The organism is Streptomyces sp. NPDC039430 (assembly GCF_055639435.1).
Window position 1 is genome coordinate 73,682 of record NZ_JBVKAK010000022.1, and the last position, 26,954, is coordinate 100,635.

The following is a 26,954-nucleotide window of genomic DNA, read 5'->3' on the forward strand; positions in this document are numbered from 1 at the left end:
CGTTCCCGGGTGACCCTGTGGGCCACCTCGATCGTCGCCGCGGCGACGATCCTGGCCGGCGTCGGTCTCCTCCTCGCCCTGCAGTACTCCACCAGGCATGACCTGGACGCCATCGCCGCCGAGCGTGTTTCGTACGTCTCCTCCCTGGCCGAGCACGGCCGGTTGCGCGGTCTCATCCCCTCGACCGGTGGCGAGGCGGACGTGGTGCAGGTACTGGACACTTCAGGACGCGTGCTCGCGAGCTCCGACTCCGAAGTCCGCCCCGGAAGCCGCAGCGGTTTCCCTCATCCGCTGCCCTCGGGGCTTCTCGACGGCCATCCCATGACGCTGCACAACCTGGCGGGAATCGCCGACGGAGGCGATTTCCGCGTCAGAGCCCGGCCGGTCCGTGTCGACGGACGCCCGGCCACGATCGTCGCGGCCGTCTCCCTGGCCCAGTCGGAGCGCACGCTCTCCAGCCTCGTCACCGCGCTCGCCATCGGCATTCCGGTGCTGGTCGCCCTGGTGGCCTGGACGATCTCCCTGACGGCCCGGCGCACCCTGCGCCCCGTCGATACGCTGCGCCGCCAGGCCACCGACATCAGCGCCACGGACCTGCACCGCCGTCTGGACCTGCCCGACTCCCAGGACGAGATCCACGCGCTGGCGGTCACCCTCAACGACATGCTCGCCAGGCTCGACGCGGCCTCCGCCGCCCAGAGCCGCTTCATCGCCGACGCCGCGCATGAACTGCGCAGCCCCCTCACCGCGATCCGCGCGCAACTGGAGGTGCTGGCGCGCTATCCCGATCCGGAGCGCGACCCCCTGGTGGCGGGCGCACTGCTGGAGGACACCGAGCGGTTGCACGGTCTCGTCGAAGATCTGCTGGCCCTGGCCAGAAGTGAGGATCCCGCCCCGCGCCGGCCGCACACCGTCGTCGACTTGGACGAGGTGGTACTCGCCGAGGTCCGCCGGCAGCACGGCCTGACGGGAGCCCGCGTCGACGCCCGCGGGGTCTCGGCCGGCCGCGTACGGGGAGACGCCGAGGCCCTGCGCCGCGTCGTACGCAACCTCCTCGACAATGCCCGCCGCCACGCGGCTCGTCAGGTGCGGGTCACCCTCGCGGAACACGGCGGCAGCGTCGAACTGACCGTCAGCGACGACGGAGCCGGCGTCCCGCCCGAGGACCGCACCCGGATCTTCGAACGCTTCACCCGCCTCGACGAGGCCCGCTCCCGTGAAGCGGGCGGCTCGGGCCTTGGTCTCGCCATCGTCGCCACCATTGTCACCGCCCACGGTGGCACCATCCACGCCGATCAGGACCCGCCGGTGGAAGAGGGCGGCCTGGGCGGCGCCCGCCTGGTGATCCGTCTGCCGCCGGCGGGCCGACCGGACTGACAGCGAACACACTCGACGGTGCGCGGCGATCACGGGGACGGTTCGCCGACGTGGCCGCCCGTGACCCGGATCCGCTCACGGTGTGGCTGGGCTCATGCCGTGGCGGCGGTGCGGTGCAGGGTGAACCAGAACGTCGGGACCGGGTTCGTGCCGGGTGTCACCTCGTCCAGCTGCCACCCGGTGAACCGGGCGCCGAGTTCGTCGGCGGTGACGCCGGAGATCGGGTCGGGGAACGCCTCGGGCCCGTAGCCGAACATCAGCAGTCGTGCGCCGGGGGCGGCACGCTTCGTGAGGCCGGCCGCGTAGGCGTCGCGGCGGTGCGGTGGAATCCCGCAGTAACAGCTCAGGTCGAAGAACAGGTCGTAGGGGCCGGGCACGCCCACCTCGTCGAGTCGGGTGGCGTCCCCGCACAGCACCGTGACGTCCGCTCCGGCCGCGGCGGTCTTCTCTCTCGCCTGCCGGACCGCGCGGTCGACCAGGTCGACGGCCGCCACCTGCCAGCCGTGCCGGGCCAGGTACACCGCGTTCGTCCCGGTGCCGCAGCCGAGTTCGAGGGCCCGCCCCGGAGCCAGTGCGCCGGGCCCTTCTGTCGACGCCACGAGCTCGGGCGGCGTGACACCGCTGTCCCACGGCGGCTTGCCTTCCCGGTAGAAGTCCTCCAACTCACGGCGCACAGCGGCCTCTTGATCCAGCTCCACAGCCGTCCGGGTCTCACTCATCACTTCCCCCTCCAAGAACTTAGAGTCCAACCTTAGTGGCGAACTCTAGTGGTTGACTCTAGAGATAGACTCCCGTCATGGACGCAGTCAAGGGATCCGGCAGAAACGTCAAGAGCCCCGACAAGAGGGCCGAGCGCTCGCGGCGCACCCGCGAGAAGATCGTCGCGGCGGCGCGGGACCTGTTCGTCGCGCAGGGGTACGGCGCGACAAGCCTTCAGGAGGTCGCGGATCGCGCGGGAGTGGCCGTCCAGACCGTGTACTTCGTCTTCCGCAACAAGCGCGCGCTGTTCAAGGACGTCGTCGACACCTCCATCGCGGGCGACGTCGAACCGGTCGCCACGATGGACCGCGACTGGTTCCGCGCCGCGTGCGCCGAGCCCACCGGGGCCGGGCAACTGCGCGCCCACGTACGAGGGGTACGCGACATCCTCGGCCGTGTCGCCCCGATCATGCCGCTGATCGCGGCCGCGGCGGCCACGGACCCGGAGATCGCCGCGCAGTGGCCTGCCGGCCCCGATCCCCGCTACACCGTCCAGCACGCCGCGGCGGAGGCACTGACCGCCAAGCCCGACGCCCGCCCCGGCGTCGGTACCGCCCGCGCGGCCGACCTGCTGTACGGACTGCTCAGCCCGGAGCTGTACCTGATCTTCGTCCGCGACCGGGGCTGGTCCCCCGAGGCCTGGGAGGAGTGGGCCCGCGCGGCCCTCACCGCCCAGCTCTGCGCTGATCACGGCGCCGATCGCGAGTAGGCCACCGACCCTCGGTGAATGTCGCCCAAGGGTCGGTGGCCGCGGCCGCTGTGCGTCAGGGCGGTCGGCGCGGTCCTCTCAGCCGCCCGCGCCCTGTTCCGCCCCGGACCCCGGCTCCGGGCGTTCGAGCCGGTAGCCGTGGCCGCGCAGTGTGGTGATCGCCGGCAGGTGCGTGGTGCCGGGCGTGTCGGCCGCTGCCTGGTGCAGGCGGCGGCGCAGTGAGGCCAGGGTGACGTCGAGTGTCTTGGTGGGGCCGAACCAGTTCTCGTCCCAGACCTGGGCCATGAGCGTCTCGCGGGACACCGCGGCGCCCGCGTGCCGGGCGAGGACGGCGAGGAGTTCGAACTCCTTGGGGCGCAGGGTGATGTCCCGCCCGGCGAGCAGACAGCGCCGGGCGGTGGTGTCCACGGTGAGGTCGCCGAGGCGGATCGGTCGCTCGCTCCGGCCGGATGCCGGCGGTCTGCGGCGCAGATGCGCGCGCAGCCGTGCCAGCAGGACGCTGAGGGTGAAGGGTTTGACGAGGTAGTCGTCGGCCCCGGCGTCGAGGCCGGCGATCACATCGATCTCGTCGCCGCGGGCGGTGAGGATGACGATCAGGGTGTCGGGGAAGTCCGCCCGCAGGGTGCGGGCGATGTCGACGCCGTCGGTGTCGGGGAGTCCCAGGTCCAGGAGCACGATGGAGTAGACGCGCGTCCGGATCTCGGCCAGCGCGCTCCGTCCGGTCCGGCACCAGGTGGTGCCGTAACCGTGACCGCGCAGTCCGGCGTCCAGATGGCGTCCGATCGTGTCGTCGTCCTCGACGACCAGGACCCGGGTCGCCTCGTGGAGTGCGGGCGGGCTCATACCCCGAAGCATAGGCGCGGCCCGCCCGTGTGGTTCCGGCGCTGTTCCGGGGCTCTCACAGGTCCCGCAGTTCTTCGACGGGCGGCCGGGAGGAGCGCCGGGCGGCGTTCAGTGCCGAGGCGCCGATCGCCACGGCCGCGGCCCCCGCGGTGAGGGCCAGATAGCCCCAGGGGACGGCGATCGTCGCGGGTGGCGGGTCGAAGATGCCGGTCAGGACCTTCACCAGCATCTGTGACAGGGCCCAGCCGATGAGTGCTCCGCCCGCCAGGCCGCCGACGGTCGTGACGACCGCCTCGCTCAGGACGAGTCCGCGCACCTGGCGTCGGGTGGCGCCGAGGACGGTCGTCAGCGCGAACGTGCGGCGCCGTTCCGCCAGCCCGAGTGCCAGCACGATGCCTCCGGACGCGGCGGCCAGCAGCACGGCGAAGCCGAGTTCGATACGGGTGAGCCCGGCCAGGTCGACCGAGGTGAGGCTGGAGCCGACGGTGGCGCGTGTCCGCGTGATGTCGGTGACGGTCGCGCTCGTGCCCAGCCGGTGGCGCAGTTCGGCGGCGACACGCTGTTGGCCGGTGCCCGAGGTGTCGAGCAGGAACGCGCCGATCGCGTCGCTGCCGGTGGCCTTGGCGACGTACGAGGCGTTCGCCACGAAGAAGCTGTCCTTGGGCGCGGTGGGGAATTCCTTGACGACTCCCTCGTAGTGGAAGGGGACGGTGCGCAGCGACTTCGTACGGCTGTCCTGGAGCCGCAGATTCAGGGTGTCGCCGGGGCTGAGCTGGAAGTCCTTGACGGTTTCCTGGCTGACCAGGATCGAGTCGGGGCGGGCGGTGAGCTTGTGCATGAGGCTCTTGGCGGTGCCGCCGACGAAGTAGGCGTTCTGGAGGGAGGTCGCCGACGCGATGCTCGCCGGCTGGACTCCGTACAGGTCCTGGAGGTCGGCGCCGACATAGGCGAACCGGTGCTGGAGCGGTTCCACGTGACGTACACCCGCCGTTTTGAGGGCGCTCCCCCCGTCCGGGCCGACGCTGACGCCGGGGGATTCGGTGACGGTGACGTCGGCGCCGTTGGTGAGCTGGGCGTCGACCTCGGCCTGCTGCCGGTAGGTGGAGTTGAGTGTCGCGGTGGACGCGGCGAAGGCGATGGCGAGTGCGAGCAGCACGACTGCGCGGGCCAGCGGGCGCCGGCGGCGGGCCATGCTCGCCGCCGTCGTCCCGGCGAGGGTGCCGGTCAGCGGACGCGTCAGCCGGGCCACGAACCGCCGTCCATGGGCGAGCACCAGGAGCGTCAGCCGGCAGAGGAGCAGGGCGGAGCCGAACCAGAGCAGGGCGGGGCCGAGGAAGGCCCAGTACGACACCGAGATGCTCGCCACCCCTTCCGGGGCGAGGACGAGTGCGTACTGATTGCCGCTGGACGCCCGGAAGACGAGAAGCGAGGTGGTGAGGAGGATCAGGTCCACGCCGTACCGCAGCCACCACGGGGAGCGTGCCCGGCCGACGACGCGGCGTGCCTCCGCGACCGTACCGCCGCGCAGGTCACGCAGCGCGGGGACGAGGACGGCGCCCGCCGCGGCCAGCAGTCCGAGCACCAGGGCGAGGACGAACCAGCCGCCGGCCGAGGTCCCTCTCGCCCCGAACGAGGCGGTGCCGAAGGCGATCCGGCCCGCCACGGCCGCGATACCGAGGCCCAGCAGCCCGCCCGTCACCCCGATGACGGCCGCCTCGGCGCCCGCCAGAGCGGCCACCTGACGCGGACGGAGCCCGCGGGTGCGCAGCAGGGCCTGCTCACGGCGCCGCCGATCGGCCCCGGCGCCCGCGACGGCCGCGGTCAGCAGCGCGGCCAGCACCGCCCCGGGTACGCCCAGGAAGAGGAACAGGATCTGTGCGTACAGCGCGTCCTGCCGGGCCGCGTCGAGGGACGCGCCGAGGTTGTCGCCGACCACGCCCCCGCCGGTGGTGCGGGCCTCCAGATTGCGCGCGGCGGCGGCGTCCGAGGTGTAGGCGGCCGCGGGGTCGGCGGGCAGCGGCGCGTCGCGGGTCAGATGGATCTGGGTGGTGACGGCCGCGGGGTCGGCCGCCTTGGCCGGCGCGGTCAGGGTGTCGAACATCCGGGACGGCAGCAGCAGTACGTTGTCGGGCGGCGCGCTGGGCTGGGACTGCGGAGGCGCGCCGACCTTCTGGAACAGCGAGTCGGCCTGCGGCAGGTCCACCACGCCGGCCACCTTCACCTGGGCGGGCTTCGCGCCCGGCAGATTGACGGTGACCGTGTCCCCGGGGCCCACGCGCAGATTCGCCGCGGTCTGCTGGGCGATCAGTACCCCGGACGTCGCGCCGGTGAGCTGGCGGACCTCGCGCGGGAAGGTCTTCCGGTAGGTGTCCGGCAGGCCCAGCACGACGCCGGGTCCGGTGTCGTGAACGCTGCCGCCGCCGGTGGCCCGGAAGCCCGTGCTGCGGGCGAAGCCGACGCTCTGCGCGTCGCGCACGCCGTGCGCGGTCCGTACGGTGTTCAGTACCGTCTCCGGGTCGCTGCCCGGCTGGACTTCGACCTGCCAGTCCACCGCGACCGAGCTGACGGCCCGGTCGGTCATGGTCGTCTTCGACGCTGTCAGGAACGAGCCGAGCGAGGCCACGAGAGCGACGGCGAGGGCGATGCCGGACATGGTGGCCGACAGGCGGCCGGTGTGGTGGCGGAACAGGCCGCCCACCCAGGTGGTGACAGTGCTGGTGGCAGTCATGAGGTTTCTTCCGTGTGTGCCGTTTCCCGGGCTCCCGCGGATGGACCGTGCCGGGGTCGCAGCCGGCCTTCGTGCATCTCCCACCGTTCGCCGAACCGCTCGGCAACCGCCGGGTCGTGGGTGGTGACCACCAGCGCGGCGCCGATCTCGTCGGCGGCGGCGATGAGGACGTCGATGACGCGCTGACCGGTCGTGTGGTCCAGCTGGCCGGTGGGTTCGTCCGCGAGAACGAGGCGGGGGCGCTGGGCCAGCACCCGTGCGACGGCGACGCGTTGCGACTGGCCGCCCGAGATCTCCTCGGGCAGCTTGCCGGCCAGATCCGCGGCGCCGACCAGGGTCAGGGCGTCCAGTGCCCGCCGTCGTGCCCCGTCCTCGGGGACGCCCGCCAGGACCAGCGGGAGTGCGGTGTTCTCGGCCACGTCGAGGGCCGGGATCAGGCTCGGCCCCTGGAAGACGACCCCGGTCCCGCCCGCCCCGGCACCGCGCCGGTCGACCGTGCCGGCCGTGGGCGTCTCCAGGGCGGCGAGCAGATGCAGCAGGGTCGATTTGCCGGAGCCGGACGGCCCGGTCACCGCGATCCGGTCCCCGGCGCGCACCTGGCAGGTCGCCCCGTGCACGGCCACGACCGCGGCCGGCCCGCTGCCGAAGGTACGGGCGGCGTCCTGGCAGTCGACCAGCAGATCGCCGGTGCTCATGACGCTCTCCCGTCGCGCAGGGTGATGACCCGGTCGGCGATCTTCACGGCCTCGGGACTGTGGGTGACCAGCAGCACCCCGCCGCCCGCCAGGGCGCGGGAGCGCAGCAGGCGGAGGACGCGCTGTTCCGTCGCCCCGTCGAGTTCACCGGTCGGTTCGTCGGCGAGGAGGATGTCCGGGTCGTTGGCCAGGGCCACGGCCAGTCCCGCGCGGGCGAGTTCGCCGCCGGCCAGTTCCCGCGGCAGGGCGCGGGCACGGTGACCCAGCCCGACCTGGTCGAGCAGTTCGCCGACCGACTGGCCGGCCGTACCGGGCGTGGCTCCGCGGGCGAGGCGGATGTTGGCACGGACGTCCAGATGGGCGATGAGATTTCCGGACTGCGACAGGACCCCGATACGGCGGGCGCGCATCCGGGCCCGCTCGGCCTCGGGCCGGTGGCTGATCCGCTCCCCGCCGACGTGTACGACGCCGCCGTCGGGCTCGTCCAGCCCGGCCAGGCAGGCGAGCAGCGTCGACTTGCCGGAGCCGGACGGCCCGATGACCGCGACGCTCTCTCCGTACCGGACGCGCAGGTCGACCCCGCGCAGCGCCAGCGTCTCCTCCTCTCCCGACCGGTAGAACCGGTACAGGTCCTTGGCCCGCAGCGCGTCCGTCCCCGGCCTGTCCGGGGCCGTCGCGGTGGTCACTGCCACCTCAGCGAATCGGAGACGATGCGCCAGGGGTCGACGTTGTCGGCGCCGACCGGCCCGGACAGCGTCAGATCGACCTCCCGGCCCTGGTGGTAGAAGGTGTACCGCTCGAAGGCGTCGTGGACGGTCTTGCCGGTCACCTCGTCCGGTGCGCTGTCCCCCCGGTAGGTGAGCAGTACGGCCCGTCCCGCGTGGCGGGTGACCGTCGACGCCTTCTCCTGCGAGAAGGCGGGCACCTTCTGGCGCAGAACCGGCACCGTCTTCGCCGTCACCGACGCGGGGGATGGCGGCGCGGGTGTGTCGACGGCGGCGATCTCGATCCTGTTCAGCTTGTCCGTGAAGACGGTCGAACCGCCGCTGGTGCCGCGCGCCCAGCCCTCGGGCACCTTGACGGTGAAGCCGCCGGCCGGTGGAGTGTAGGTGACGAACGCCTGGTCGTCGGGGATGTCACCGGCGGGATTGGACTCGGCCGGAGCCGGCGCGCCGGTGCTGCCGTTCGATGGTCCGCCGCCCGGCGAGGAGCCGCCGCCACAGCCCGCGACACCTCCCGCGGTCAGTGCCAGAGCGGCGAGGGAGAGAGCGAGGGTGCGTCGCATGATCGTGGTGCCCTTCACGAGTGTCACGAGTGAGGCCGACTGCCGTTGCCGTGACGCTAGGCACCGGCCGGTAAGAGCTCGGCCCGCGCATGGTCAGACGACGGTAAAACCGCCCGACGCGAACCGGCCGCGCCCGTGAAGCGCCGCATGATGGACACCATGAGACAGCATGTGGTCCGGGTGGCCCTGGTGGCGGCGATCGTCGCCCTCACCCTGCTGGTCGTGCCGCTCGCCGTGGCCATCCGGGTGTCGTTCTTCGCCGACGAACGCGGGGAGCTGGAGCGTGCGGCGATGGCCGCCGCGGTCCGCGTCGGGCCCGGCTTCACCGCGGGCGACCCGGTGGAACTGCCCTCCCCACCCGGCGAGGGACGGCTCGGCGTCTACGACCGCGAGCTGCGCCTGCGCGCGGGCACCGGGCCACGGACGGCGGACACGGTCACCGGCCGGGCCGTGGCCGACGGCGTGATCGAGGAGCACACCGGCGGCGAGCTGGTGGCCGCGGTGCCCGTGTCCCAGGACGAGCGGGTCGTCGGGGTGGTCCGTGCCTCGGTCGACGCCGGGAGTGTCTGGAATCGTGTCCTGCTGGCGTGGGCCGCTCTGGCGGGCGTGGTGCTGGTGGCCCTGGGCGTCGCGGTCCTCGTCGCCCGGCGGCGGGCACGTTCCCTGAGCGAGCCGCTGGAAGCCCTCTCCCGTACGTCACAGGCGATCGCCGACGGCGACCTGACCGCCAGGGCGGCCGGGAGCCGGGTCGCCGAGATCGACCAAGTGGCCCGTACGCACAACGAGATGGTGCGGCGGCTGTCCGAACTCCTGCGGCGTGAAAGGCACTTCACCGCCAATGCCTCCCATCAGCTGCGCACTCCGCTCACCGGCCTGCGCCTGGGGCTGGAAACGGCCCTCCACGACTCCGGCGCCGACCCGCGCGCCGCGCTTGAGGAGGCGCTTGAGCGGTCCCAGTACCTCCAGGACACCATCGACGAGGTCCTCCGGCTGGCCGGGGCACCGGCCGTGACCGCCTCCCGCCCCGCCGGCCGTCCGGTCGGCGCACTGCTGGAGCACGCCGAGACCCGCTGGCACGGACCGCTCGCCCTGGACGGCCGCCGGCTCGACGTCGTCATCGACCAAGCGGTCGCCGCACTGACCGTCCCCGGCCGCACCACCGCCCAGATCCTCGACATCCTCCTGGACAACGCACGGCGGCACGGCAGCGGAACGGTCACGGTGACCCTCCGCGAGATCGGCGACGCCCTGGCCGTCGACGTCGGCGACGAGGGACGCCTCACCACCGACGCGGCGGAGCTCTTCGAGCGCGGCGCCACCACCGGCCGGGGACAGGGCATCGGACTCTCCCTCGCCGCCGATCTCGCCGACAGTACGGGGGCACGGCTCGGCCTGAGCCGACGAGCGCCCACGTGCTTCACCCTGCTGCTCCCCGCCCCGTCGGCGGACCTTCCGGAGGCGGATCGTCCAGAAGCGGGACCGGTACGGTGACGCGCGCCCGCGTTCTGATCGTCGAGGACGATCACGGCCTGCGCGACGTGCTGGCCCGCGGCCTGCGCGACGAGGACTTCGACGTCGTGACCGCCTCCGACGGCGCCGTCGCCCTGCGGACGGCCGACCGGTCCGTGGACGCGGTGGTACTGGACATCGGACTGCCCGACTCCGACGGCAGGGACGTGTGCCAGGCCATGCGCGGTACGGGCATCACCGCCCCGGTGATCTTCCTGACCGCCCGCGGGAACCTCACGGACCGGCTCTCCGGCTTCGCGTCCGGCGGCGACGACTATCTGGTCAAGCCCTTCCATCTGAGCGAACTCGCCGCGCGGCTGCGCGCCGTACTGAGCCGCACGGGTTCCTCGAAGGTCGTCACCGATGACACGGGCGCCCTCCGCCTGGACCCGTTCCGGCACGAACTGAGCGTCCACGACCGCCCCGTCGCCCTCACACCCACCGAATTCCGGCTCCTCGCCCGCCTGATGGCGGAGCCCGGCGCCGCCGTCGGACGGCGAGTGCTCCTGCGGGCGGGCTGGCCGGAGGGAGCGCGGGTCAGCGACAACACGCTCGACCAGTACCTCGCCAGATTGCGGCGGAAGCTGCGCGAGGCGAACTGTCCGCACCGTATCCATACGGTCCGAGGGATCGGATACCGCTTCGCATGAGACGCCTCCGTGCCGCCCCCACCCTGCGAGGCCGCCTCGCGCTGATGGCCCTGGTCGCCGGCGCCCTGTGGATCGCGGTCCTCACGACCGTGTTCAACCTCGCCCTGGACAACCGGCTCCGCCAACAGGCCGACGACGTGGTGCGCACCCGCGCGGAAGCGGTCGCCGCCACCGTCGAGGCCCGGCCGGACGGCCGGCTCACCGTCCGGGAGCCCGCACAGGACCAGGCGCTGGACACCGGCGTATGGATCTACCAAGGCCGACAGCCCGTCGAGACGCCCTCCGGCGCGTCCGGTCCACCGCGACGGCAGGCGGACCCGCTGGCCGGGAAGAGCCATGTCTTCGCCGACGGTTCGGGACCCGGCCCTTGGCGCCTGTACGCGCTCCCCGTCGCGAAGGCGGACGGCTCGGGCCAGGCGGGGACGGTCGTGGCGTCGGTGAGCCTGGACCCGTATCGCAGCACGGCCGACACGGCGCTCGTGGCGTCCATCGCGCTGGCCACGGCACTGCTGGGTGGCATCTACCTCCTCACCCGGCTGGTGGTCAGGCGCGCTCTGCGGCCCGTCGCCGCGATGAGCGACCAGGCCGCGCGATGGAGCGAATCCGCCGCTCCCGAACGGTTCGGCTCCGCCGGGCGGCCCGCCGAACTCGGCGCGCTCGCCGCCAATCTGGACGTACTGCTGGACCGGCTGGCCGCCGTCCTGCGCCACGAACAGCACCAGGCGGCGGAGTTGTCACACGAGCTGCGCACCCCGCTGGCCCGCGTCACCGCCGAAACCGACTGGCTGAACCGCCGGCCCCGCACCCCCGCCGAGCTGCGGACTTCCCACGACGCCATCGCGGGCGCCGCGGCGACGATGCGGCAGATCTGCGACTCCCTGCTCTCCGAGGTCCGCACCCGCGAGTCGCCGGCCCCCGGCCGCTGCCGCTTCCCCGATGTGATCCACCAGCTGGTCGGGCGGGACCGGGCCGGGCTCGCCGGCCTCCCGACCGTGACGGTCGAGGGGGACCACGCGGACATCGGCGTCGCCGAGGAGGTCGCCGAGCGCGTTCTGACGCCCCTGCTGGACAACGCGCGCCGCTACGCCCGGCACACGGTGACCGTCAGCTGTACGGCGGGCACCGGAAGGATCACGCTGTACGTCGCCGACGACGGGCCCGGAGTGCCCGAGGAGTTCCGGCCCTCGCTGTTCGAGCCCGGCCGCCGCGCGGATCCCGGCGACGGCCACGACGGCGCGGGCCTCGGCCTGGCGCTCGCCAGGCGTCTCGCCCGCGCCGCGGGCGGGGACATCGCGCTGTCCGGCGCGGCCCCCGGCGCGTCGTTCGCGGTCAGCCTGCCGGCCGGCTGACCCGGTCCGCGTCCGCCACGTCCCGACGGGTACGGGACAGGTAGACGACGAGGCCGAGAATGACCGCGAGGAACAGGACGCTGGTCCCGACCGCCCCCAGCCCGAGACCGCCGTCGGCACCCGGCTGGGACAGGTAGTCGCCGAGCGAGGCGCCGAGCGGCCGGGTCAGCACATACGCGATCCAGAACGACCACACGGCGTTGAGGTCCAGCCAGTGGTGCGCGACGGCCACGACGGCGATCAGACCGGCGAACAGGACCGCGGACAACCAGTACCCCACGTTGAGCCGCTCGGCGGTCAGATCCCCGGCCGCGGTGCCCAGGGCGAACGTGAACAGGATCGCGAGCCAGTAGAACGCTTCCCTGCGGCCTGTCCTGATGGTGTGGATCGACAGGGTCCGCTCGCTCAGGTACCAGGCGGCGAAGGTGACGGCGAGAGCCACGGCGAACACCGCTGTCGTCGTCTCCAGCGGGACGCCGAGGCTGTCGGTGAGATTGTCCGTGATCAGCGTACCGACCACGCTGATCAGCACGACGGCGAGCCAGTACACCCACGGCACATAGGCCCGGGCGCGGAACTGGACGACCAGCGCGACGGCGAGCAGACCGGCCATGACGTACGAGGTGGTGACCAGCCCCAGGCCGAGGTCGACGTTCAGGAGATCCGCGGCGGTCTCGCCCACCGTCGTGCACAGCACTTTGATCACCCAGAAGTACAGGGTGACCTCGGGGACCTTGTTCGCCGGCTGCCGATGCCGGGCGCGCGACCGGGCCGCATGTGTGTTGGTAGTCATGGAAGCGACACTCCCAAGACGTACCTGAACACATCCTGACCGCGTCAACGGGGCTGATCAGCGGGATCAGTCCGGCCGACAGGACCGCCGCTCCGCCTCTCGCAACCGCCGCGGGCACCGTTCGTGCGCGGCAGGTGCTGGGACGGTCGCCACACGGCGGCTGGATGCCCGGACCGCCAGGGCGCAGGCGGCGAAGGCCGTGCCGAGGATGGCGGAACCGGTCCATCCGGCGGCGGCGAAGACGGTGGTCGTGGTGGTGGCGCCGAGGGCGGAGCCGAGAGAGTAGAAGATCATGTAGCCGCCGATGACGCTGCTGGTGCGGCGCGGGTGGGCGAGGGTGAGCAGGTGCTGGTTGCGTGTACGGCTTGGACGGCGAAATCGAGTACGACCACGCCGATGACGACGAGCCACAACGACCACGCCGCCTGCCCGATGGCCGGCCACGAGGCAGCGAGGAGGACGAGTGCGCCACCGGTGACGGCGCTCGTGAATCCGGCGTCGGCCCAGCGTCCCGCCCGGGCGGCGCCGAGAGCGCCGGATCGTGGCCGGCCGTGGTCGCCAGCTCCCAGCGGGCGAACGTGTAGACGAACGCGGCGTCGACGCCGGCCGCGTCATAGATGTCGAGCATCTCCCCTACGCAGGAGGCCTGCTCCTGGACGACTCGGGCGAGGAACGCGTTGAGCGTGGCGTGCAGTTGGGGAAGCAGGGCGCGGAACTCGGCCGGGGAGGCCAGGTTCGCCGTCCGCTCCCGCAAGGTGCCGCCGGGCAGGAAGCCGTCGGTGAACAAGGTGATTTCCGAGCCGGTGAGAAACACGATGCGCGCGCCGTCGCGGCGCAGGCGCTCGGCGCGTTCGGCCGCGTCGACGAGGAACGCCAGGAGTTCGTCCTGGGTCAGGCCGTTGGTGAACGGCGAGTACCAGACCTCCAGTCCCGCGTCGGCGGCGGCGCGCGCGGCGGTCTCCAGGCGGTCGGCGTGGCCGCCGGTGACGCGGACCGCGTCGCGGTGCAGGTCCTCGCGAGGGTCACCGATGGCGCCCGACCAGCAGCGCGGCACCGCGCCCCGGCGCCGGGGCGCGGCGTTGGAGGACGCGATCCTGCGGGCGGCGGCCGAGGAACCGCGGACCGCCGGCTACGCGGGCATGACGATGGACCGTGTCGCGCAGCGCGCGGGCACCAACAAGAACGCGATCTACCGGCGCTGGCCGTCCCGCGCGGCGCTGGGCGTGGCGGCCTACCGCCACCTGGCCGACGCGGAATCGCGTCTCCCCGGCACGGGGACGTTGCGCGGTGACGCGCTGGCGCTGCTGCGTGCGGTGAACACGACGTGGTCGTCACCGCAGGGGGCTGTGCCGCGCGACCTGCTCGCGGCGGCGGCCGACGACCCCGGCCTGCTCACGATGTTGCGGGAGCAGGCCGGTGGGAGCAGCACGGATACGGCGTGGCTGACGCTGTTGGAGCGCGCCGTGGCCCGGGGCGAGGCGGCGGTCGGTGCGGTGCATCCGCGCGTGGCGTCGGTGCCGATGATGCTGCTGCGCGGCGAGTACGCCCTGCGGGGGCTGCCCGAGGTCCCCGACGATGTGCTGACGGAGATCGTGGACGAGGTCCTCCTGCCCCTGGTGCGAGGACGCGCGGCCGGCCTCTGAACGGTCCGGCGCGACGCGGTCGGACGCCGTCCGCCACGACACCCGGCAAGCCCTCCGGCTGTGTCACCGCAACGGCACGCCGACCATCGCGGCGCTCGCCACCGAGGCCGGCCGGCCGACGCCGAGACGGGGTTCCGCGAGCAGGCGGTACGGCTCAAGGAGCTCCGCCCTGTGAAACGCGGGCAGCGCGGGTCCTGAGCAGCCGCTCGGGCGGCTTGCTCCGGACCCGCGACCGGTCAGTTGACGGTCAGGACCGCCGTGTTGTTCGTGAGGTCCGGGTCGAAGTCGAAGGGGTACTCACCGAACTCACCGAACGCGGGGTGGATGCTCACGGCACCGGTCGCGCCGGGCACCACGGTGTCGACGCGCACGGAGAACGCGAACGTGTGCCGGGTGTCCTCCAGCACCCAGTGCGGCAGGCTGCAGTCGTAGCGCGGAGCGCCCGTTTGCTTCGGGTAGTAGCCCCCGTCGACGGTGCGCGGGTAGCAGTCGGACGGCACGCCGGTGACCGTGGTCCCCTCGGGCACGATCAGCCGGACCTCGGCGACCGGGTCGCCGGAGCCGAGATTGCCCAACCAGGCCGGGCCGTTGTTCTTGAACGTCAGCTCGGCCGTGGCCGTCTCCCCCGCCGCGCCGGAGATCGCGTCACCGGCCACGGAGAAGTCCACGGTGTTCTCGGCGCGGATCTGGAGGGCCGTGTAGTCGTTCTGGGAGTCGATGTCCTGAGCGCCGTCGCCCGGCTCGACGCCGATGTCCAGCCGCTCTTTCAGCGCGTACGGAGCGAGTCGCACCGTCAGCGGCTCGGGCAGCTCGAAGGAGTCGCCCGGCGCCAGCACCTGGTCGAACGTGCAGACCACGGTGTTCAACGGTGGGTAGTCGTCGCCGTCCGTCGGGGGGTAGGCGCAGGCGTCGTACCGGGTCAGATCCGTCAGGCCGTACGAGACGTACAGCTTGACGGTGAGCCCGTTCGCGCTCCTGTTGCCCTGGTTGGTGACCTTGAACGGGATCGTCCGCTCGTCGCCGGGCTGTCCGTCCTCGATGTCGGCGACGGGGTCGATGGCGAGGTCGGGCCCGGCACCGACGGTGACCGTGGTGCTGAAGCTCTCGCGCGGCGCGGTGAGCGTGCCGTCGGGCCCGCCGGTGGCCGTCGCCTCGTAGGTGATCCTGCCCTGCGCGCCGACTTCGGCGCCGTCGGCCGCGCGGACCGTCAGGGACACCTGGTCCTCGTAGTCGCTCCCGATCACGGGCACCACGGGGATGGTGCACACCGCGGCCGCACCGCTCGGCGTGCAGTTGTCGGGCCAGGTCACCTCGGCGACCCCGGCGAGGTCGGAGACGTCGACGCTGAGCCTGCCGTCGGTCACCGTGAAGTTGTCGTTGTCGTGGTAGAGGCCGACACCGAGGGTGCGGGACTCCGGCTGACCGCCGTCGGTGCCGATCGGCAGCGTCTGCTCGTACGGCTCGTTGATCCACAACTGGTCGCTCTGCGGCGGGTCGTCGGCGGCGAACGCGGGCACGGCGAGGCCGGCGGTCAGCAGACCGGCCGCCACCGCCACGGCGGCACCGGATCTGAGACGTACCGGGCGTCCAGCAGAGAACAGTCTCATTGCTACCCCCCATGGGTGTGGTAACGCGACTGACGCGCCGGCAACTCCGGCGCACCGGAAGGATCATCACACGGCAGGGCTCCCGACGCGCCCCGGTTTTCCGCCTGTTGGAGAGGGGGGATCTCGCGAGGTTCCTCGACTCGGGTGACCTCAGCGAGTTCGCGCGGAGTAGGCGTACTCCCCATGGTCCCGGCTCCACTTGATCTTGTCGGTCCGTCCCCGGTGGACCGGGCAAGGCCGGCAGCGAGCACCAGCTGATCGTCGAGGCGCACGGCATCCCGCTCGCGGCAATCACCACCGGCGGCAACCGCAACGACGTCCCCCCTCCGTCTTCTACGCGGTACCAGGGCGGCGACGCCGACTACATCGAGTACCCGAGCCACCAGTACTGAGCACGGCATCGGCCTGCCTATCCCTCATCGGCCCCCTGGTCGTCGGCTTCGTTGGCACGGTCGATCTCGGCCATGTGCTCCTCCGCCCAGGTCCGCAGCCCCGCAAGCGCGGCTTCCAGGGACAGCCCGAGTCCGGTGAGCCGGTAGAAGACCCGCGGCGGCACGGTCGGTTCGACCCGGCGCGACACCAGCCCGTCGCGGGTCAGGCTTCGCAGCGTCACGGACAGCATCTTCTGCGAGACACCGGGCATCCGGCGTCTCAGCTCCGCGAAGCGCACCTCGTCCGGTGCGGCACCGGCGAGCGTCTTGACGGCCATGGACGTCCACTTCGTACCGATGCGGTCCAGCAACTGGCGCGTCGGGCAGTCGGGATCGAACAGGTCGCCGCGTACCCGACGACCGGCGGCCCGGTCTCCTTGGGTGGTCACCTGTGGCTCACCACCTTCCCTGAAAGTGCCGTCTTGGAAGCGGCCGGACAGTTACCTATCGTTCCATGGTCACCAATGGTAACCAGCTGGAGGAGTCATCATGCCCGTGACCGCAGCACCCCACCTGCGCCGCATCGCGACGAACGGCATCCAACTCAACGTCGCGATCGCGGGGGACGGACCTGCGGTTCTCCTGCTGCACGGCTTCCCGCACACCTGGCAGCTCTGGAGCGGCGTCATGGGCCGACTGGCCGGGCGGTACCGGGTCATCGCCCCGGACCTTCGAGGCTTCGGTGCCAGTGCACGTGCCGTCGGGGGGTACGACGCAGGCACTCTCGCCGCCGACGCCGAAGGGCTGCTCGACGCACTCGGCGAGCCCTCGGCAGCAGTGGTCGGCATCGATGCGGGCACCGCCCCCGCCGTCCTGCTCGCGCTGCGCCGGCCCGGCCTCGTCCGGCGCCTGGTCGTGATGGAAGCACTGCTCGGCCGCCTGCCCGGAGCAGAACACGTCGTCGCGGGCGGCGCCCCGTGGTGGTTCGGCTTCCACGCCGTCCCCGGCCTCGCCGAGACCGTCCTGGCCGGCAACGAGGCCCCGTACATCGACTGGTTCCTCGACTCGGGGACGCTCGGGCGAGGAGTACCCGACGACGTCCGTACGGCCTTCATCCACGCGTACACCGGGAGCGAGGCTCTTCGCTGCGCGTTCTCCTACTACCGGGCCCTGCCCACCAGCGCGCAGCAGATCCAGGACGCCGTCGCGACGGCCCGGCTGACCATGCCCACCATGGCCGTCGGCTCTCACCCCGTCGGCACGGGGCTCGAACGCCAACTCCGTCCCCTCACCGATGACCTGGTCGGACACCATCTCCAGGACTGCGGCCACATCATTCCCCTCGACCGCCCCGACGCATTGCTCGCGCTCCTTGTTCCCTTCCTCTCCGCCGGTCCGCCGAAGTGACCGGAGCGGGGCCGGCGGAATGCCGTATCCATCCGTGGCGGGCGACGCCCTCCGGGGGATGGCCTGCTCGATGCGTCGGAACGCATACGTACCAGTCGGGCCCGCGCAGCCTCACATACGGGATCTCAGTACGTCGACCTCACAGCCCGGCGCGAACGGGTCGAAGCCGTGCTCGACCAGCCAGCGAACCCCCAGCAGGCTTCGCAGCGACCACCACGCGCGGATCACGTCGAGGTCGACATCGCTGCCATAACCGGCGACGAGGTCGCCCAGGTGCTCCTCGTGTCCGAGCGTCACGGTGGCGAGGTCGAACAGGGCATCACCCCGGCCCGCCTCGGACCAGTCGATGATGCCGGTGACCTCGCCGCCGTCGACAAAGACGTGATCGATCTGCAGGTCGCCGTGCGTGAACACCGGAGTCCACGGCCGGAGCGCGGCCTCGGCGATCTGGCGGTTGCGGGTGACCAGGTCAGCGGGCAGGATGCCGTTCGTCACGAGCAACTCGCACTCGCCGTTGAGTTCCGCCGCCAACTCGTCGGGACCCCGGCGGCGCCGGCCGGGCCAGGGCGGCAACGGCGCCTCGTGCAACTGCCGGATGGCGGCACCCGCCGCGGCCCACGCCGCCGACGGCGCGGTCGACGGCGCACCGAGACGGCCGAGTGCCGTCCCCGGGACGGCGGCGATCGCGAGCACGGGCGGCTTGCGCCACAGGACCTCCGGAGTCGGGACCGGCACCAAGGCCATCGCCTCGACCTCGACGTCGATGCGCGCCTGATCGGTATCCACCTTCAGGAACACATCGCCGACGCGCAGGGTCGCGCGCTCGGAATGGGCGACGACAACTTTGACCTCATCCATGGGCGGCCAGTATCCCGGGGATGATCGCCGATGTCGCCGGGTTTACCGCGTGCGGTGGCGTGGCTGACACCACTTTTGTCAGGAGTCCCTATCGAGGACGTGGGGCGGGGCGGACGAGCGTGCCCGTGGGCGGCGGTGGTGTCAGGGGCGCTTCGAAGTGGTGTGCAACCCCGACGATGTCGGTTTCGTTCCTAATCCCTGACCTTGAGGAAGCGCATCCGGGTTGCGCCATTGCTGTCGGTGCCGCCGGCCTCGGCGTTGGAGATCTTGCCGCCGGTGAGGACGAACATCAGGTGCAGGCGGACCGTCCTGGGGCCGGAAGCGACCGCGTACTCGGTCATGATGTGTGTGGTTCCGCCCTGCTGCTCCTGCCTCGCCGCGTTGATCGCCGCGATCTGGGTGAAGCTCGTCAGGAGGGTGTCCGCGGTCTCGTCCCTGAGCCAGCCGATGATGTAGCCGCTGCCGCCGGTGGCGGAACCGAGCGCGTACCGTACATCGCTGTCGATGTGGTACACCCCGGCTTCCGGGAGCACGATGTCGGACTCGGGGATCGGCACGTCGGTACCTGCCTGGGCCAGGAGGTTGGCGTGCTGCCTCTCGGCGTTGCGGAACGCGCTCACCGGTGTGAGGCGGGCGCCGATCTTCCACCTTTCGGGGCAGCCGGGCGTCCCCGTGACGTCGATGTCCACCGACCGTTCGGTGCTGCTGTTGCCGCCAGGAGCGATACCCGTCAGGTCGATCCGCGGCACGAGCAGCCCACCGGTCGTGTTCCGTGCGGCATTGCACGGGGACGGGTCCAGAGCAGGTGTGTCGGGCGCGTACAGACACCCGTCGCTGCCCCGGGTGATGGCGTTGCCCCGGTCTGTGGAGACGCACGGAGGGCGGGCGGTGGCGCATCCATCCTGGCAGGAGGCGACCGGGATGACCGGCGGGACCGCGGCGTAGGGAGCCGAGCCGTCGAGGGTGTCGGTCGTGCAGGTGACCGCGCCGTCGCAGTTGCGGCAGGTCGTACGGAGGAACGGCCTGCCGCAGCCCGGGGCGGACGCCTGGACGGTGAGGACGAAGCTGTCGACGGTCCACTGTTTGGGGCCGACTCGGCAGGCGTCGTCGTTGCCTGTTTCGAGGTTGAGCTCGACGACGATCTTTCCCGCGAGGACGTCCGCGAGGGACACGGTGGTCGGTGGGATGACGCCGTTGTCGTCACCGCCCGCCGGCAGATCGGGTGGGCCCAGGAGATCGGTGCGGATCGGGGTCGTGCCGTTCCACAGAGCGAAGCGGCCGTAGAGCTGGCAGGCCGTGTTCCTGCCGTCGTTGTGGACATGGACCGAGGCGCTGATCGTGACGCTGGTGGGGTTGCCCCGCAGTGACGTGGGGTCGATGTGCACGACGCCGGCGAGCCAGGTGTGCTGGCCGTTGTGCGTCCCGTCGTCGGCCGGGAACGTGCCCGTACCGCTGTTCAGGATGGTCTGGGCGACGACAGGGTCCAGTGCCGCATGGGTGTTGGCGATGGTGTAGTACGGCGTCGGGTCGGTGCTGCTCGCGGTCGCTGCGACCCGGTACGGCGCGGAGTCGCGCAGTGGGGTGGTCTCGCAGTGCTCGCACGGCTTGGAGCCGGGACAAGCAACGGGGGGACAGGCCGGCTTGGAGGGCTGACAGCCGCCGATGGCGATGGGGGACTGCCCGCAGCCGCATCCACTCATGGGTCAACTCCTATTGTGAGGTGGAGTGGTGGCAGTGGCGGTGTGCCCCGTGCGACTTTGGCGCGGTTGGGGCACGAGGGAGTGGTGCGCCGGCTCGTCAGCCGAAACGGATGTACGTCGAGAGGGCAGGCGCGTTGAGGGATACCGGCGGCCTGAAGGCGGCCGCGCAACCGGGGAGCGGAAGAAGACCGTCTGACGGACCGCTCGCCGGGTCGCGGCTGACATGACGTCGATCGTCATCCGGCTGCGTGTTCCCGCAGCCGGTCATGTCCTTGGGGTGGGAGACAGAAGCGGCCATATCGGCCCCTCTTCGCGATTCTGCTACGGGTACTGGGTACCGGTACTGGGCAAACCGCGTTGGGCGCTCGGGCAGAGGAATACCTGAAGCTCAGTCACTTGTCTTCTTCGTTGCCATTCCTAATGTACTGTCCCGCGACCTGTCGGGCATTACCCCGTTAGGGTGGCCGATTTCACCGTCAAGGTGGCAAAGCGCTCACATTTCCACCGGCGTACGAGCCGGGAGCGGGTGACCTACCGGGCACCGGTTCGCCGACCGCACCCGAGCCAAGCACGCCACCGTCTACGCGCTGCAGGCCGTCGGCCACACCCGCCGTGCGATCCGACGACAGCTCGGCATGACCTACCGCACCGTCCAACGGCTCGCCGGCTCCGCAGCACCGGAAGACCTCTTCGCTCAAGCCCCTTCCCTGGATGGACGTCCCGCTTCAGGGACGTACTCAGGGCGTCGGCCACGGACGCTCGGAGATCCACCGGATCAAGGTCACCATCCTTTGCCGACGGGGGATATCACGCCTGACGGGCTGATCAGCAATCGGATTCTGCGGGGGCGGCCGATGAGCTCTGGGCGGTCTGTGCGACACGGGCCAGCAGGGTGCGCAACTGGTTGGCGTCGTGGTCGTCGAGGTCGGCCAGCAGCCTCGCCTCGGCGGCAGCGAGATTTTCGCGTACTTGGCCGAGGCGGGTGCGTCCGGTGTCGGTGAGCAGGACCTGGCGGGCGCGGCGATCGCGGGGGTCGGGCCTGCGGGTGACCAGATCGTGGGCTTCGAGGTCGTAACCCTCGTCTTCCTGTCCGGCAGCGGTGTACTGATGCAGCGCACCCAAGGTTCCTGGAGCCCGGACATCTTCGCCGAGGACGACCCCTTCGTCACCGAGCCGCTGGCCGGTTTCCGTAAGGCCGCCGAGGACACCGTCCTGGCCTCCGCCGCCAACGGAGTACGCGCGATGGTCATCCGCCCCGGCCAGATCTGGGGCCCCGGCGACCACGGCCACATGTTGTTGATCTACCAGTCCGTCGCCGCGCTCGGAGCCGCCGCCTACATCGGCAGCGGGCTCGCCGTCTACAGCCACGTCCACATCGACGACGTGACCCGCCCGTTCAGCCTCGCCCTCGCCAAGGGACGGGCGGGCGGGCTCTACCACGCGGTCGCCGGCGAGACACCCAACCGGTGGATCGCGGAGAAGGTCGCCGAAGACCTCGGCGTGAAGACCCGCAGCGTCACCCCCGAGGAAGCCGAGCAGATATGGGGCCGTTCGGCACCCTCATCCTGGCCGCCTCCAGCCGTATCCGCGCCACCGCCGCCCGGCGGGAACTGGGCTGGCAGCCCGGACACCCCGACATGCTCACCATGATCGGCGACCAGCGGCTGCGCGGCCTCGTCACCCCCGCCGCCTGACACCGGTGTCGCCCCCCGCCAACAGGCCGAGGGCCGACTCCCCGCAACACTCCCCGCCACCAACGTTTCGCCCGCGTCATGCCCGCCCTCACCCGCACCCACCCCCACACCCACACGGTCGTCGTCCCCGACCTGCGCGGCACCGGCGACAGCGACCGTCCCGAAGACGGCTACGCCAAGACCAACCAGGCCGAGGACATCCGCGGCGTCCTCGACGCCCTGAGGGACTCAGCTGGGCCCAGGGGAACTCACGGAATGGCGCACAAGCACAACACGGCCGGTCAGGTCCGATCCGCGGCGCGCAGGGCCCGCGCCAGCCACTCCAGCTCCTCGGTCGCGTCGGGCGACGAATCCTGCCCGCGCACGCGGGCTACGAGCCTGCGGTAGCGCTCCGCTCCTGCCTCGATCCCGGCCTCCAGGCTGCGCAGCACGGCGGCCCGGTCGGCGTCGCCGAACAGATCGGACAGCATGTCGGCCGCCTCCGGTCCCTCGGGGGCGACCCCGCGTTCTCTGATCTCCGCGACGCTCTGCGCGACCTGCCTGGCCCACCAGATGGACGCCCCGGCGGGACGACCCTGCCCCGGTACGGGAGTGTTGAGCTCCATCCATGTGCGCAACCGGGCGCGAAAGCCGGGGTCCCGCACCAGTTCAGCCAGTTCGATCCAGGCGTCGGCCTGCTCAGGTGTGGGATCGTCGGGCAATTCGATGCTGAAGGTGCGCATGCGGTCGCGCAGGCGCGGGTCGACGTCGAGACCGCCGAACACCTCCTCCTTGAACTCGTCGATGATCTGCTCGCGTTCGGCGGCGGAAAGCCGCGCCAACCGGTTCATCAGTGCTGTCTCCTCAGTGGTGGAACCACGTGTCGCCACAGTGGACAGGACGGCCCGGCTCACCTTGAGCGAGCGGATCTGCGCGTCGAGCGCGGCCACGTGCGCGTGGGCGACCTCGGCGACCGTGGTCCGACCGCTCAGCACCCGGCACACGTCGTCGAGCCCGAGGCCCAGCTCCCGCAGAGTGCGGACCAGCTCGACGCGGGCCACGGACTCGGCGTCGTACAGCCGGTAGCCGCTCGCGGAGCGTGCCACGGGCGGCACCGCTCCCTCGTCCGACCAGAAGCGCAGGGTACGCACCGGAAGTCCGGTGCGGTGCGCGAGTTGGCCGATAGTGAGCACGTCGGGGCGTTCGTCGTCCATGGGCGAGATCCTGGACCCTCCAGCCGCTGGAGACTCAAGGCGCCTCAGTACGACATCCCGTAAGTGCTCCGGAGTTCTGCTGAGTCCCGTCCACCACCAGCGCCAGCGCCAGCGCCGACAGCATGCGCCTCCTCGCCTTCGATCAGGCCGCAGGTTGTCGACGCCTTCGCGTGCGAAATATGCCCCCGCCCGGTATCCACCGGGCGGGGGCATGGCACGGCCGGACCACGTCACGGTCCGCGGTAATTCACGGTTACCGCGTTGCGGTGGCCAGTGCCGCGCGGATGGCATCCTCGCCGACCGGCCGGCCCTTCTCGTTCGCGTACGGCCCGTACGGTGTTCCCCACACCGGCGTGCCCGTCGCCTGCCGCCAGCTGTCGGCCAGCGTTCCCGCGTCCACCACGCCGTAGCCGATGGAGTCGATGAATTCGGTCACCGCCGCCTTCGCCGGTGCGGAGTCCCCGGCGATCGGCAGGTAGGAGCGGTCGACCGCCCCTGCCGGGCGGGCGAGTGACAGCAGGTGCTTGAAGAAGATGTTGTTGAACGCCTTTACGAGCAGGGCGCCCGGGACGTACCGCAGAAGCAGCTCGCTCGATGTGAGGGACTCGCTGTCGAGCTCGGGGATGTGCCCGTCGCGCTCGGGGCCGTAGTTGCAGGTGTCGATGACCGTCTTCCCGGCCAGTGGCGCGGCGGGCACGTGGGGGTAGGCGCTGACCGGCACCGTGACCACGACGATGTCACCGGCCGCCGCGGCCTCCTCGCTCGTCGCCGCGGACGCCCGCGGCCCCAGTTCCGCGGCCGTGTCCGCGAGCGTTGCGGGACCGCGCGAGTTGCTGAGCACCACTTGGTGACCGGCTCCGACAGCGAGTCGCGCGAGGGTCCTGCCGATGCTTCCGCTTCCGATGAATCCCACAGTCGTCATCGTCTCAACGTCCTTCAGATGGGCCGAACTTGGCGGTTGCCGGGCTCGTTACGATCCGGGTTCCCGCCATCAGCCGGCCGGGAAGTAATGGCCGTTGTCCAGATCGGCGAGCAGGCCGGGCCGGGCGGGCTCCCAGCCGAGGGTCCGGCGGGTGATGAGGTTGGACGCCGGGTAGCTCTGCGTGACGATATTCGTGAGGAACCCGAAGTATCCCGGCGTCATCAGGGCATCGTCGGGAACGCTCACGGCGGGCAGGCCCAGGCGGCTGGCGATGGCCTCGGCGATGTCGCGGAACGGGATGCCTCCGTCCTCGACCGCGTGCCAGTACGTGCCCGCCGGCCCCTTCTCCAGCGCCAGGCGGAACAAGGTGGCGGTATCGCGGATGTGCACGGCGTGCCACAGGTTCGAGCCGTCGCCGTGGTAGCCGACGAACCCCTTTTCCTTCGCGAGCGCGATCAGCGTGGGGAGGAAGCCGGCACGATCGGTCGTGCTGTGCGCGATGTTGGCGATCCGCACGACCGAAGACCGCACCCCCTGTTGGGCGAGGTCCACAGCGGCCCTTTCCACGACGTTGCGGACCCGCAGGGTGCCCTTGTGCTCATCGCCGGCGGGGAGGGCCGGGTCCTCCTCGGTGGCCGGCCGCTCCAGGTGACCGGGCGAGCCGATGCTTCCCGCCGTGACCAGCGGCTTTCCGGTTCCCGCGAGTGCCTCGCCGTACGCGAGCATGATCGGGAACTCCGCGGCGGCCACGGCGTCGAGCCCGCCGGAGGGAAGCAGATCCTGCCTGTGCGCGACGTGGATGACGCCGTCGGAGTCCGCGGCTGCCTCCTTGAGCCCGTCGAGATCCTGGAGGTCGCCGCGACGCACCTTCGCGCCGAGCGCGGACACGGCCGCGGCGGCCGCGTCCGACCGGGCCAGGCCGGTGACCTCGTGTCCGGCGGCGATGAGCTCGGGGATGATGTACGAACCGGAATGGCCGGTCCCCCCAGTGACGAAAACGCGCATCTGACTGTCCTTGTGAGGGTAGGTGCAGGGTCTTTTCGTGCCGCAAGTGAACTGGCGTAATGCGGCACGAGAGGTAGTGGTAGGGGTGCGCTCAGCCGAGAAGGGTGATGCCGAGGGAGAAATCGGTGTGCTTGACGGAGTGGTTCATGAGGCCCAACTCCAGCAGGCCGACGTTCTCCAGTGCCCGCGCCATGGACAGCTCCCCGGTGTCCCAGGGGCGCAGCCCCAAGCTCTCGACGAACGCCGACACGCGCGCCTTCGCCTGCGCGTCGTCGCCGGCGATGAACACGTCCAGAGGGCGGCCCTCGGCCGGGCCGGCCGCCAGAACGTGGGAGAACACGGTGTTGAACGCCTTGACGACATGCGCGTCGTCGGGAGCCGCCTTGGCGATCTCCTGTGCGCCGGAACTGCCGTCGGGGACGATGAAGCCCCGCAGGTCGGTGGCTACGGGGTTGGTGATGTCGACGATGACCTTGCCGCGCAGTGCGTCCCCGTACTCCCTCACCACCGCCGCCGCGCCGGCGTATGGCGCGGCGAGGATGACGATGTCCCCGGCCGGGGTGGCCCCGGCCGTTCCGACCGCGGCGCCGCCGAGCGTGGCGGCCAGCTCCTTGGCCTTGGCCGGGTCGCGGCCGATGATCTCGACGGCGTTACCGCCGGTGAGCGCCCGGCCGGCCAAAGCACGGGCCATGCTTCCCAGTCCGATAATGCTGATACTGCTCATCGGTATTCCTGCTTTCCGGGCTTGGACCCCGCTGTCATCTTCCAGTGCCGAATTCGTGGGTCGAATTCGTGAGTCGACTCGTGGGTCGAATTCACTTCGGCGCCCTTGAGCGCCTGTTTTAGGCTGCCATCGAATGTGAGTGGGTGTCCAAGACCTCTTGAAGCTGCGGTGATACCCTGAAGGCATCACCGGGCCGGAGGTGCCATGGATCTGGATCTGCGCAAACTGCGTTACTTCGTCACCGTGGCCGACCGGCTGCATTTCGGCCGCGCCGCCGATGACCTGCATATCGCGCAGCCGGTTCTCAGCCGGCAGATCCGCGCGCTTGAGCGGGATCTCGGCGCCTCGCTGTTCACCAGGGATCGCCACGGAGTAGAGCTGACGGACGCGGGCCGGCAACTGCTGGCCGACGCAGGTCCGCTGCTCGCCACAACCCACGCGGTCCGCCGCAGGGTGTCCGCGGCCGCCCGCGGCAACCGGCGGCTGATGGTCGGTTTCCGGGCCGGCATCCCGGTCATTCCGGCGGCGCGGGCGTTCGAGGACCGGCACCCGGACGTGGTCGTGGACGTGCAGCGGATCGAAGCGGACGACCAGGCTGCGATGCTGCTCGACGGCCGCATCGACGTCGGCTATGTGCGGCTGCCCATCGACGAGGCCGGCCTGCGCGTCACCCCGCTGTACACCGAGCCGCGGGTAGCGGTACTGCCCGCCGGACACCGGCTTGCCGACAAGGAGGAGGTCACCGAGGCCGACCTGGCCGGCGAACCGCTGGTCTGGAACGGTGCTCCGAGCACGCAGCCCACCAAGCGCCCGCACCCGGATGCCGGGTACCCGGTGCGCGGGGTGGACGAGACGCTTGAGCATGTCGCGGCCGGACGGGGTATCTCCTTCCTGGCCCGTTCGGCGTCCGTGTTCTACTCGCATCCAGACGTCGCCTATGTGCCCATCCCGGAACTGGCGCCCGACCAGGTGTGCCTCGCGGTGGCGGCATCGCACACCTCACCGGTAGTGGACGACTTCGTCACCGCGGCTCGGTCGACGGCCGAGATCACGGCAGAATGCGGGAACTATGAGATGTGGCAGCTTGGAGGCGGCGATGCCGTCACACGGCACGCTTGAGCAGTTCGACTGAC

Annotated in this window: 26 protein-coding genes and 1 pseudogene; 10 read left to right on the forward strand and 17 right to left on the reverse strand. The window is 71.4% G+C overall.

The annotated features are described in order from the left end of the window. Positions 1-9: 9 nt before the first annotated feature. Entirely contained in the window at positions 10-1,377 is a 1,368-nt protein-coding gene (locus ACZ7LS_RS33930; protein WP_385133715.1) for a sensor histidine kinase, read from the forward strand. Positions 1,378-1,469: 92 nt separating this feature from the next. On the opposite strand, the gene ACZ7LS_RS33935 is transcribed toward ACZ7LS_RS33930, so the two are convergent. Next, positions 1,470-2,096, reverse strand: coding sequence for a class I SAM-dependent methyltransferase (locus ACZ7LS_RS33935; RefSeq protein ID WP_382516452.1), 627 nt, complete (start codon positions 2,094-2,096; stop codon positions 1,470-1,472). A gap of 77 nt (positions 2,097-2,173) precedes the next feature. Here ACZ7LS_RS33935 and ACZ7LS_RS33940 point away from each other — a divergent pair, with 77 nt between their 5' ends. Then, on the forward strand, positions 2,174-2,845 hold the full coding sequence (locus ACZ7LS_RS33940; protein ID WP_382665081.1) for a TetR/AcrR family transcriptional regulator: 672 nt from the start codon (positions 2,174-2,176) through the stop codon (positions 2,843-2,845). 78 nt (positions 2,846-2,923) lie between these two features. Here ACZ7LS_RS33940 and ACZ7LS_RS33945 read toward each other — a convergent pair whose 3' ends face one another. Genes ACZ7LS_RS33945 through ACZ7LS_RS33965 form a run of 5 tightly spaced genes read right to left on the reverse strand, consistent with a single transcriptional unit; the run spans position 2,924 to position 8,396 of the window. Next, a complete protein-coding gene (locus tag ACZ7LS_RS33945) occupies positions 2,924-3,688 on the reverse strand; it encodes a response regulator transcription factor (protein ID WP_382873059.1) in 765 nt (254 codons plus the stop codon). Between the two features lie 55 nt (positions 3,689-3,743). Further along, entirely contained in the window at positions 3,744-6,416 is a 2,673-nt protein-coding gene (locus ACZ7LS_RS33950; protein ID WP_385133711.1) for an ABC transporter permease, read from the reverse strand. Then, positions 6,413-7,111: an ABC transporter ATP-binding protein gene (locus ACZ7LS_RS33955; protein ID WP_385133708.1), complete on the reverse strand. Its 699-nt coding sequence runs from the start codon at positions 7,109-7,111 to the stop codon at positions 6,413-6,415. The genes ACZ7LS_RS33950 and ACZ7LS_RS33955 overlap by 4 nt, the downstream gene beginning before the upstream one ends. Next, complete coding sequence (locus tag ACZ7LS_RS33960; protein ID WP_382516437.1) at positions 7,108-7,797, reverse strand: ABC transporter ATP-binding protein; 690 nt, start codon at positions 7,795-7,797, stop codon at positions 7,108-7,110. The genes ACZ7LS_RS33955 and ACZ7LS_RS33960 overlap by 4 nt, the downstream gene beginning before the upstream one ends. After that, on the reverse strand, positions 7,794-8,396 hold the full coding sequence (locus ACZ7LS_RS33965) for a hypothetical protein (RefSeq protein WP_382516434.1): 603 nt from the start codon (positions 8,394-8,396) through the stop codon (positions 7,794-7,796). Before ACZ7LS_RS33965 ends, ACZ7LS_RS33960 begins: the two co-directional genes overlap by 4 nt. Positions 8,397-8,555: 159 nt before the next feature. Here ACZ7LS_RS33965 and ACZ7LS_RS33970 point away from each other — a divergent pair, with 159 nt between their 5' ends. Genes ACZ7LS_RS33970 through ACZ7LS_RS33980 form a run of 3 tightly spaced genes read left to right on the forward strand, consistent with a single transcriptional unit; the run spans position 8,556 to position 11,904 of the window. Next, complete coding sequence (locus ACZ7LS_RS33970; RefSeq protein WP_385133705.1) at positions 8,556-9,887, forward strand: sensor histidine kinase; 1,332 nt, start codon at positions 8,556-8,558, stop codon at positions 9,885-9,887. Beyond that, a complete protein-coding gene (locus tag ACZ7LS_RS33975) occupies positions 9,884-10,555 on the forward strand; it encodes a response regulator transcription factor (protein ID WP_382516428.1) in 672 nt (223 codons plus the stop codon). The genes ACZ7LS_RS33970 and ACZ7LS_RS33975 overlap by 4 nt, the downstream gene beginning before the upstream one ends. Next, positions 10,552-11,904 carry a sensor histidine kinase gene (locus ACZ7LS_RS33980; protein WP_385133702.1) on the forward strand — a complete coding sequence of 451 codons (1,353 nt, stop codon included), beginning with the start codon at positions 10,552-10,554 and terminating at the stop codon, positions 11,902-11,904. The genes ACZ7LS_RS33975 and ACZ7LS_RS33980 overlap by 4 nt, the downstream gene beginning before the upstream one ends. Here ACZ7LS_RS33980 and ACZ7LS_RS33985 read toward each other — a convergent pair. Both ACZ7LS_RS33985 and ACZ7LS_RS33990 read right to left on the reverse strand, forming a co-directional pair. After that, positions 11,885-12,697, reverse strand: coding sequence for a COG4705 family protein (locus ACZ7LS_RS33985; protein ID WP_382516424.1), 813 nt, complete (start codon positions 12,695-12,697; stop codon positions 11,885-11,887). The two genes, ACZ7LS_RS33980 and ACZ7LS_RS33985, sit on opposite strands and share 20 nt — an antisense overlap. Before the next feature lie 66 nt (positions 12,698-12,763). Next, positions 12,764-13,236: pseudogene (locus ACZ7LS_RS33990) on the reverse strand (MFS transporter); the annotation flags it as partial. A 489-nt stretch (positions 13,237-13,725) separates the two neighbouring features. Between ACZ7LS_RS33990 and ACZ7LS_RS33995 the strand changes: the two are divergent. Then, positions 13,726-14,340, forward strand: a complete 615-nt coding sequence (locus ACZ7LS_RS33995) for a TetR/AcrR family transcriptional regulator (RefSeq protein ID WP_385133699.1) — start codon at positions 13,726-13,728, stop codon at positions 14,338-14,340. A gap of 236 nt (positions 14,341-14,576) precedes the next feature. Here ACZ7LS_RS33995 and ACZ7LS_RS34000 read toward each other — a convergent pair whose 3' ends face one another. Together ACZ7LS_RS34000 and ACZ7LS_RS34005 are read right to left on the reverse strand one after the other, a co-directional pair. Next, positions 14,577-15,896 carry a COG1361 family protein gene (locus ACZ7LS_RS34000; protein WP_382516416.1) on the reverse strand — a complete coding sequence of 440 codons (1,320 nt, stop codon included), beginning with the start codon at positions 15,894-15,896 and terminating at the stop codon, positions 14,577-14,579. A gap of 460 nt (positions 15,897-16,356) precedes the next feature. Continuing rightward, positions 16,357-16,767: a winged helix-turn-helix transcriptional regulator gene (locus tag ACZ7LS_RS34005; protein WP_385133696.1), complete on the reverse strand. Its 411-nt coding sequence runs from the start codon at positions 16,765-16,767 to the stop codon at positions 16,357-16,359. A gap of 100 nt (positions 16,768-16,867) precedes the next feature. Here ACZ7LS_RS34005 and ACZ7LS_RS34010 point away from each other — a divergent pair, with 100 nt between their 5' ends. Continuing rightward, entirely contained in the window at positions 16,868-17,725 is an 858-nt protein-coding gene (locus tag ACZ7LS_RS34010) for an alpha/beta fold hydrolase (RefSeq protein WP_385133694.1), read from the forward strand. Positions 17,726-17,836: 111 nt separating this feature from the next. On the opposite strand, the gene ACZ7LS_RS34015 is transcribed toward ACZ7LS_RS34010, so the two are convergent. From ACZ7LS_RS34015 to ACZ7LS_RS34025, 3 genes are all read right to left on the reverse strand, one after another. Continuing rightward, positions 17,837-18,583, reverse strand: coding sequence for a phosphotransferase family protein (locus ACZ7LS_RS34015; RefSeq protein ID WP_385133691.1), 747 nt, complete (start codon positions 18,581-18,583; stop codon positions 17,837-17,839). A gap of 191 nt (positions 18,584-18,774) precedes the next feature. Next, positions 18,775-20,283, reverse strand: coding sequence for a hypothetical protein (locus ACZ7LS_RS34020; RefSeq protein WP_382874106.1), 1,509 nt, complete (start codon positions 20,281-20,283; stop codon positions 18,775-18,777). A gap of 825 nt (positions 20,284-21,108) precedes the next feature. Further along, the gene (locus tag ACZ7LS_RS34025) at positions 21,109-21,405 is read right to left on the reverse strand and encodes a hypothetical protein (RefSeq protein ID WP_385133688.1); all 297 of its coding nucleotides are present in this window, start codon (positions 21,403-21,405) and stop codon (positions 21,109-21,111) included. Between ACZ7LS_RS34025 and ACZ7LS_RS34030 the strand changes: the two genes are divergently transcribed. Together ACZ7LS_RS34030 and ACZ7LS_RS34035 are read left to right on the forward strand one after the other, a co-directional pair. After that, complete coding sequence (locus ACZ7LS_RS34030; protein WP_385133686.1) at positions 21,391-21,933, forward strand: NAD-dependent epimerase/dehydratase family protein; 543 nt, start codon at positions 21,391-21,393, stop codon at positions 21,931-21,933. The genes ACZ7LS_RS34025 and ACZ7LS_RS34030 overlap by 15 nt on opposite strands. Positions 21,934-22,055: 122 nt before the next feature. Then, positions 22,056-22,364 (forward strand): alpha/beta fold hydrolase, encoded by a 309-nt coding sequence (locus tag ACZ7LS_RS34035; protein ID WP_385133683.1) that lies wholly within the window; start codon positions 22,056-22,058, stop codon positions 22,362-22,364. On the opposite strand, the gene ACZ7LS_RS34040 is transcribed toward ACZ7LS_RS34035, so the two are convergent. The 4 genes from ACZ7LS_RS34040 to ACZ7LS_RS34055 all read right to left on the reverse strand — a co-directional run bounded on the left by ACZ7LS_RS34040 (position 22,259) and on the right by ACZ7LS_RS34055 (position 25,821). Continuing rightward, positions 22,259-23,170 carry a MerR family transcriptional regulator gene (locus ACZ7LS_RS34040; RefSeq protein ID WP_382665094.1) on the reverse strand — a complete coding sequence of 304 codons (912 nt, stop codon included), beginning with the start codon at positions 23,168-23,170 and terminating at the stop codon, positions 22,259-22,261. The two genes, ACZ7LS_RS34035 and ACZ7LS_RS34040, sit on opposite strands and share 106 nt — an antisense overlap. 253 nt (positions 23,171-23,423) lie before the next feature. After that, on the reverse strand, positions 23,424-24,083 hold the full coding sequence (locus ACZ7LS_RS34045) for an NADPH-dependent F420 reductase (protein ID WP_385133805.1): 660 nt from the start codon (positions 24,081-24,083) through the stop codon (positions 23,424-23,426). Positions 24,084-24,161: 78 nt separating this feature from the next. Beyond that, positions 24,162-25,097 carry an SDR family oxidoreductase gene (locus tag ACZ7LS_RS34050; protein WP_385133680.1) on the reverse strand — a complete coding sequence of 312 codons (936 nt, stop codon included), beginning with the start codon at positions 25,095-25,097 and terminating at the stop codon, positions 24,162-24,164. A gap of 91 nt (positions 25,098-25,188) precedes the next feature. Beyond that, on the reverse strand, positions 25,189-25,821 hold the full coding sequence (locus tag ACZ7LS_RS34055) for an NADPH-dependent F420 reductase (RefSeq protein WP_385133678.1): 633 nt from the start codon (positions 25,819-25,821) through the stop codon (positions 25,189-25,191). A gap of 204 nt (positions 25,822-26,025) precedes the next feature. Between ACZ7LS_RS34055 and ACZ7LS_RS34060 the strand changes: the two genes are divergently transcribed. Continuing rightward, positions 26,026-26,940, forward strand: a complete 915-nt coding sequence (locus tag ACZ7LS_RS34060; protein ID WP_382516382.1) for a LysR family transcriptional regulator — start codon at positions 26,026-26,028, stop codon at positions 26,938-26,940. Positions 26,941-26,954: the final 14 nt, after the last annotated feature.

Excerpts from the sequence above, each read along its gene's own strand:
- ACZ7LS_RS33935 (WP_382516452.1), bottom strand. The coding sequence starts at position 2,096 with ATGAGTGAGACCCGGACGGCTGTGGAGCTGGATCAAGAGGCCGCTGTG.
- ACZ7LS_RS33940 (WP_382665081.1), top strand. The coding sequence starts at position 2,174 with ATGGACGCAGTCAAGGGATCCGGCAGAAACGTCAAGAGCCCCGACAAG.
- ACZ7LS_RS33945 (WP_382873059.1), bottom strand. The coding sequence starts at position 3,688 with ATGAGCCCGCCCGCACTCCACGAGGCGACCCGGGTCCTGGTCGTCGAG.
- ACZ7LS_RS33950 (WP_385133711.1), bottom strand. The coding sequence starts at position 6,416 with ATGACTGCCACCAGCACTGTCACCACCTGGGTGGGCGGCCTGTTCCGC.
- ACZ7LS_RS33955 (WP_385133708.1), bottom strand. The coding sequence starts at position 7,111 with ATGAGCACCGGCGATCTGCTGGTCGACTGCCAGGACGCCGCCCGTACC.
- ACZ7LS_RS33965 (WP_382516434.1), bottom strand. The coding sequence starts at position 8,396 with ATGCGACGCACCCTCGCTCTCTCCCTCGCCGCTCTGGCACTGACCGCG.
- ACZ7LS_RS33970 (WP_385133705.1), top strand. The coding sequence starts at position 8,556 with ATGAGACAGCATGTGGTCCGGGTGGCCCTGGTGGCGGCGATCGTCGCC.
- ACZ7LS_RS33980 (WP_385133702.1), top strand. The coding sequence starts at position 10,552 with ATGAGACGCCTCCGTGCCGCCCCCACCCTGCGAGGCCGCCTCGCGCTG.
- ACZ7LS_RS33985 (WP_382516424.1), bottom strand. The coding sequence starts at position 12,697 with ATGACTACCAACACACATGCGGCCCGGTCGCGCGCCCGGCATCGGCAG.
- ACZ7LS_RS33995 (WP_385133699.1), top strand. The coding sequence starts at position 13,726 with ATGGCGCCCGACCAGCAGCGCGGCACCGCGCCCCGGCGCCGGGGCGCG.
- ACZ7LS_RS34010 (WP_385133694.1), top strand. The coding sequence starts at position 16,868 with ATGCCCGTGACCGCAGCACCCCACCTGCGCCGCATCGCGACGAACGGC.
- ACZ7LS_RS34015 (WP_385133691.1), bottom strand. The coding sequence starts at position 18,583 with ATGGATGAGGTCAAAGTTGTCGTCGCCCATTCCGAGCGCGCGACCCTG.
- ACZ7LS_RS34020 (WP_382874106.1), bottom strand. The coding sequence starts at position 20,283 with ATGAGTGGATGCGGCTGCGGGCAGTCCCCCATCGCCATCGGCGGCTGT.
- ACZ7LS_RS34030 (WP_385133686.1), top strand. The coding sequence starts at position 21,391 with ATGCAGCGCACCCAAGGTTCCTGGAGCCCGGACATCTTCGCCGAGGAC.
- ACZ7LS_RS34035 (WP_385133683.1), top strand. The coding sequence starts at position 22,056 with ATGCCCGCCCTCACCCGCACCCACCCCCACACCCACACGGTCGTCGTC.
- ACZ7LS_RS34040 (WP_382665094.1), bottom strand. The coding sequence starts at position 23,170 with ATGGACGACGAACGCCCCGACGTGCTCACTATCGGCCAACTCGCGCAC.
- ACZ7LS_RS34050 (WP_385133680.1), bottom strand. The coding sequence starts at position 25,097 with ATGCGCGTTTTCGTCACTGGGGGGACCGGCCATTCCGGTTCGTACATC.
- ACZ7LS_RS34055 (WP_385133678.1), bottom strand. The coding sequence starts at position 25,821 with ATGAGCAGTATCAGCATTATCGGACTGGGAAGCATGGCCCGTGCTTTG.
- ACZ7LS_RS34060 (WP_382516382.1), top strand. The coding sequence starts at position 26,026 with ATGGATCTGGATCTGCGCAAACTGCGTTACTTCGTCACCGTGGCCGAC.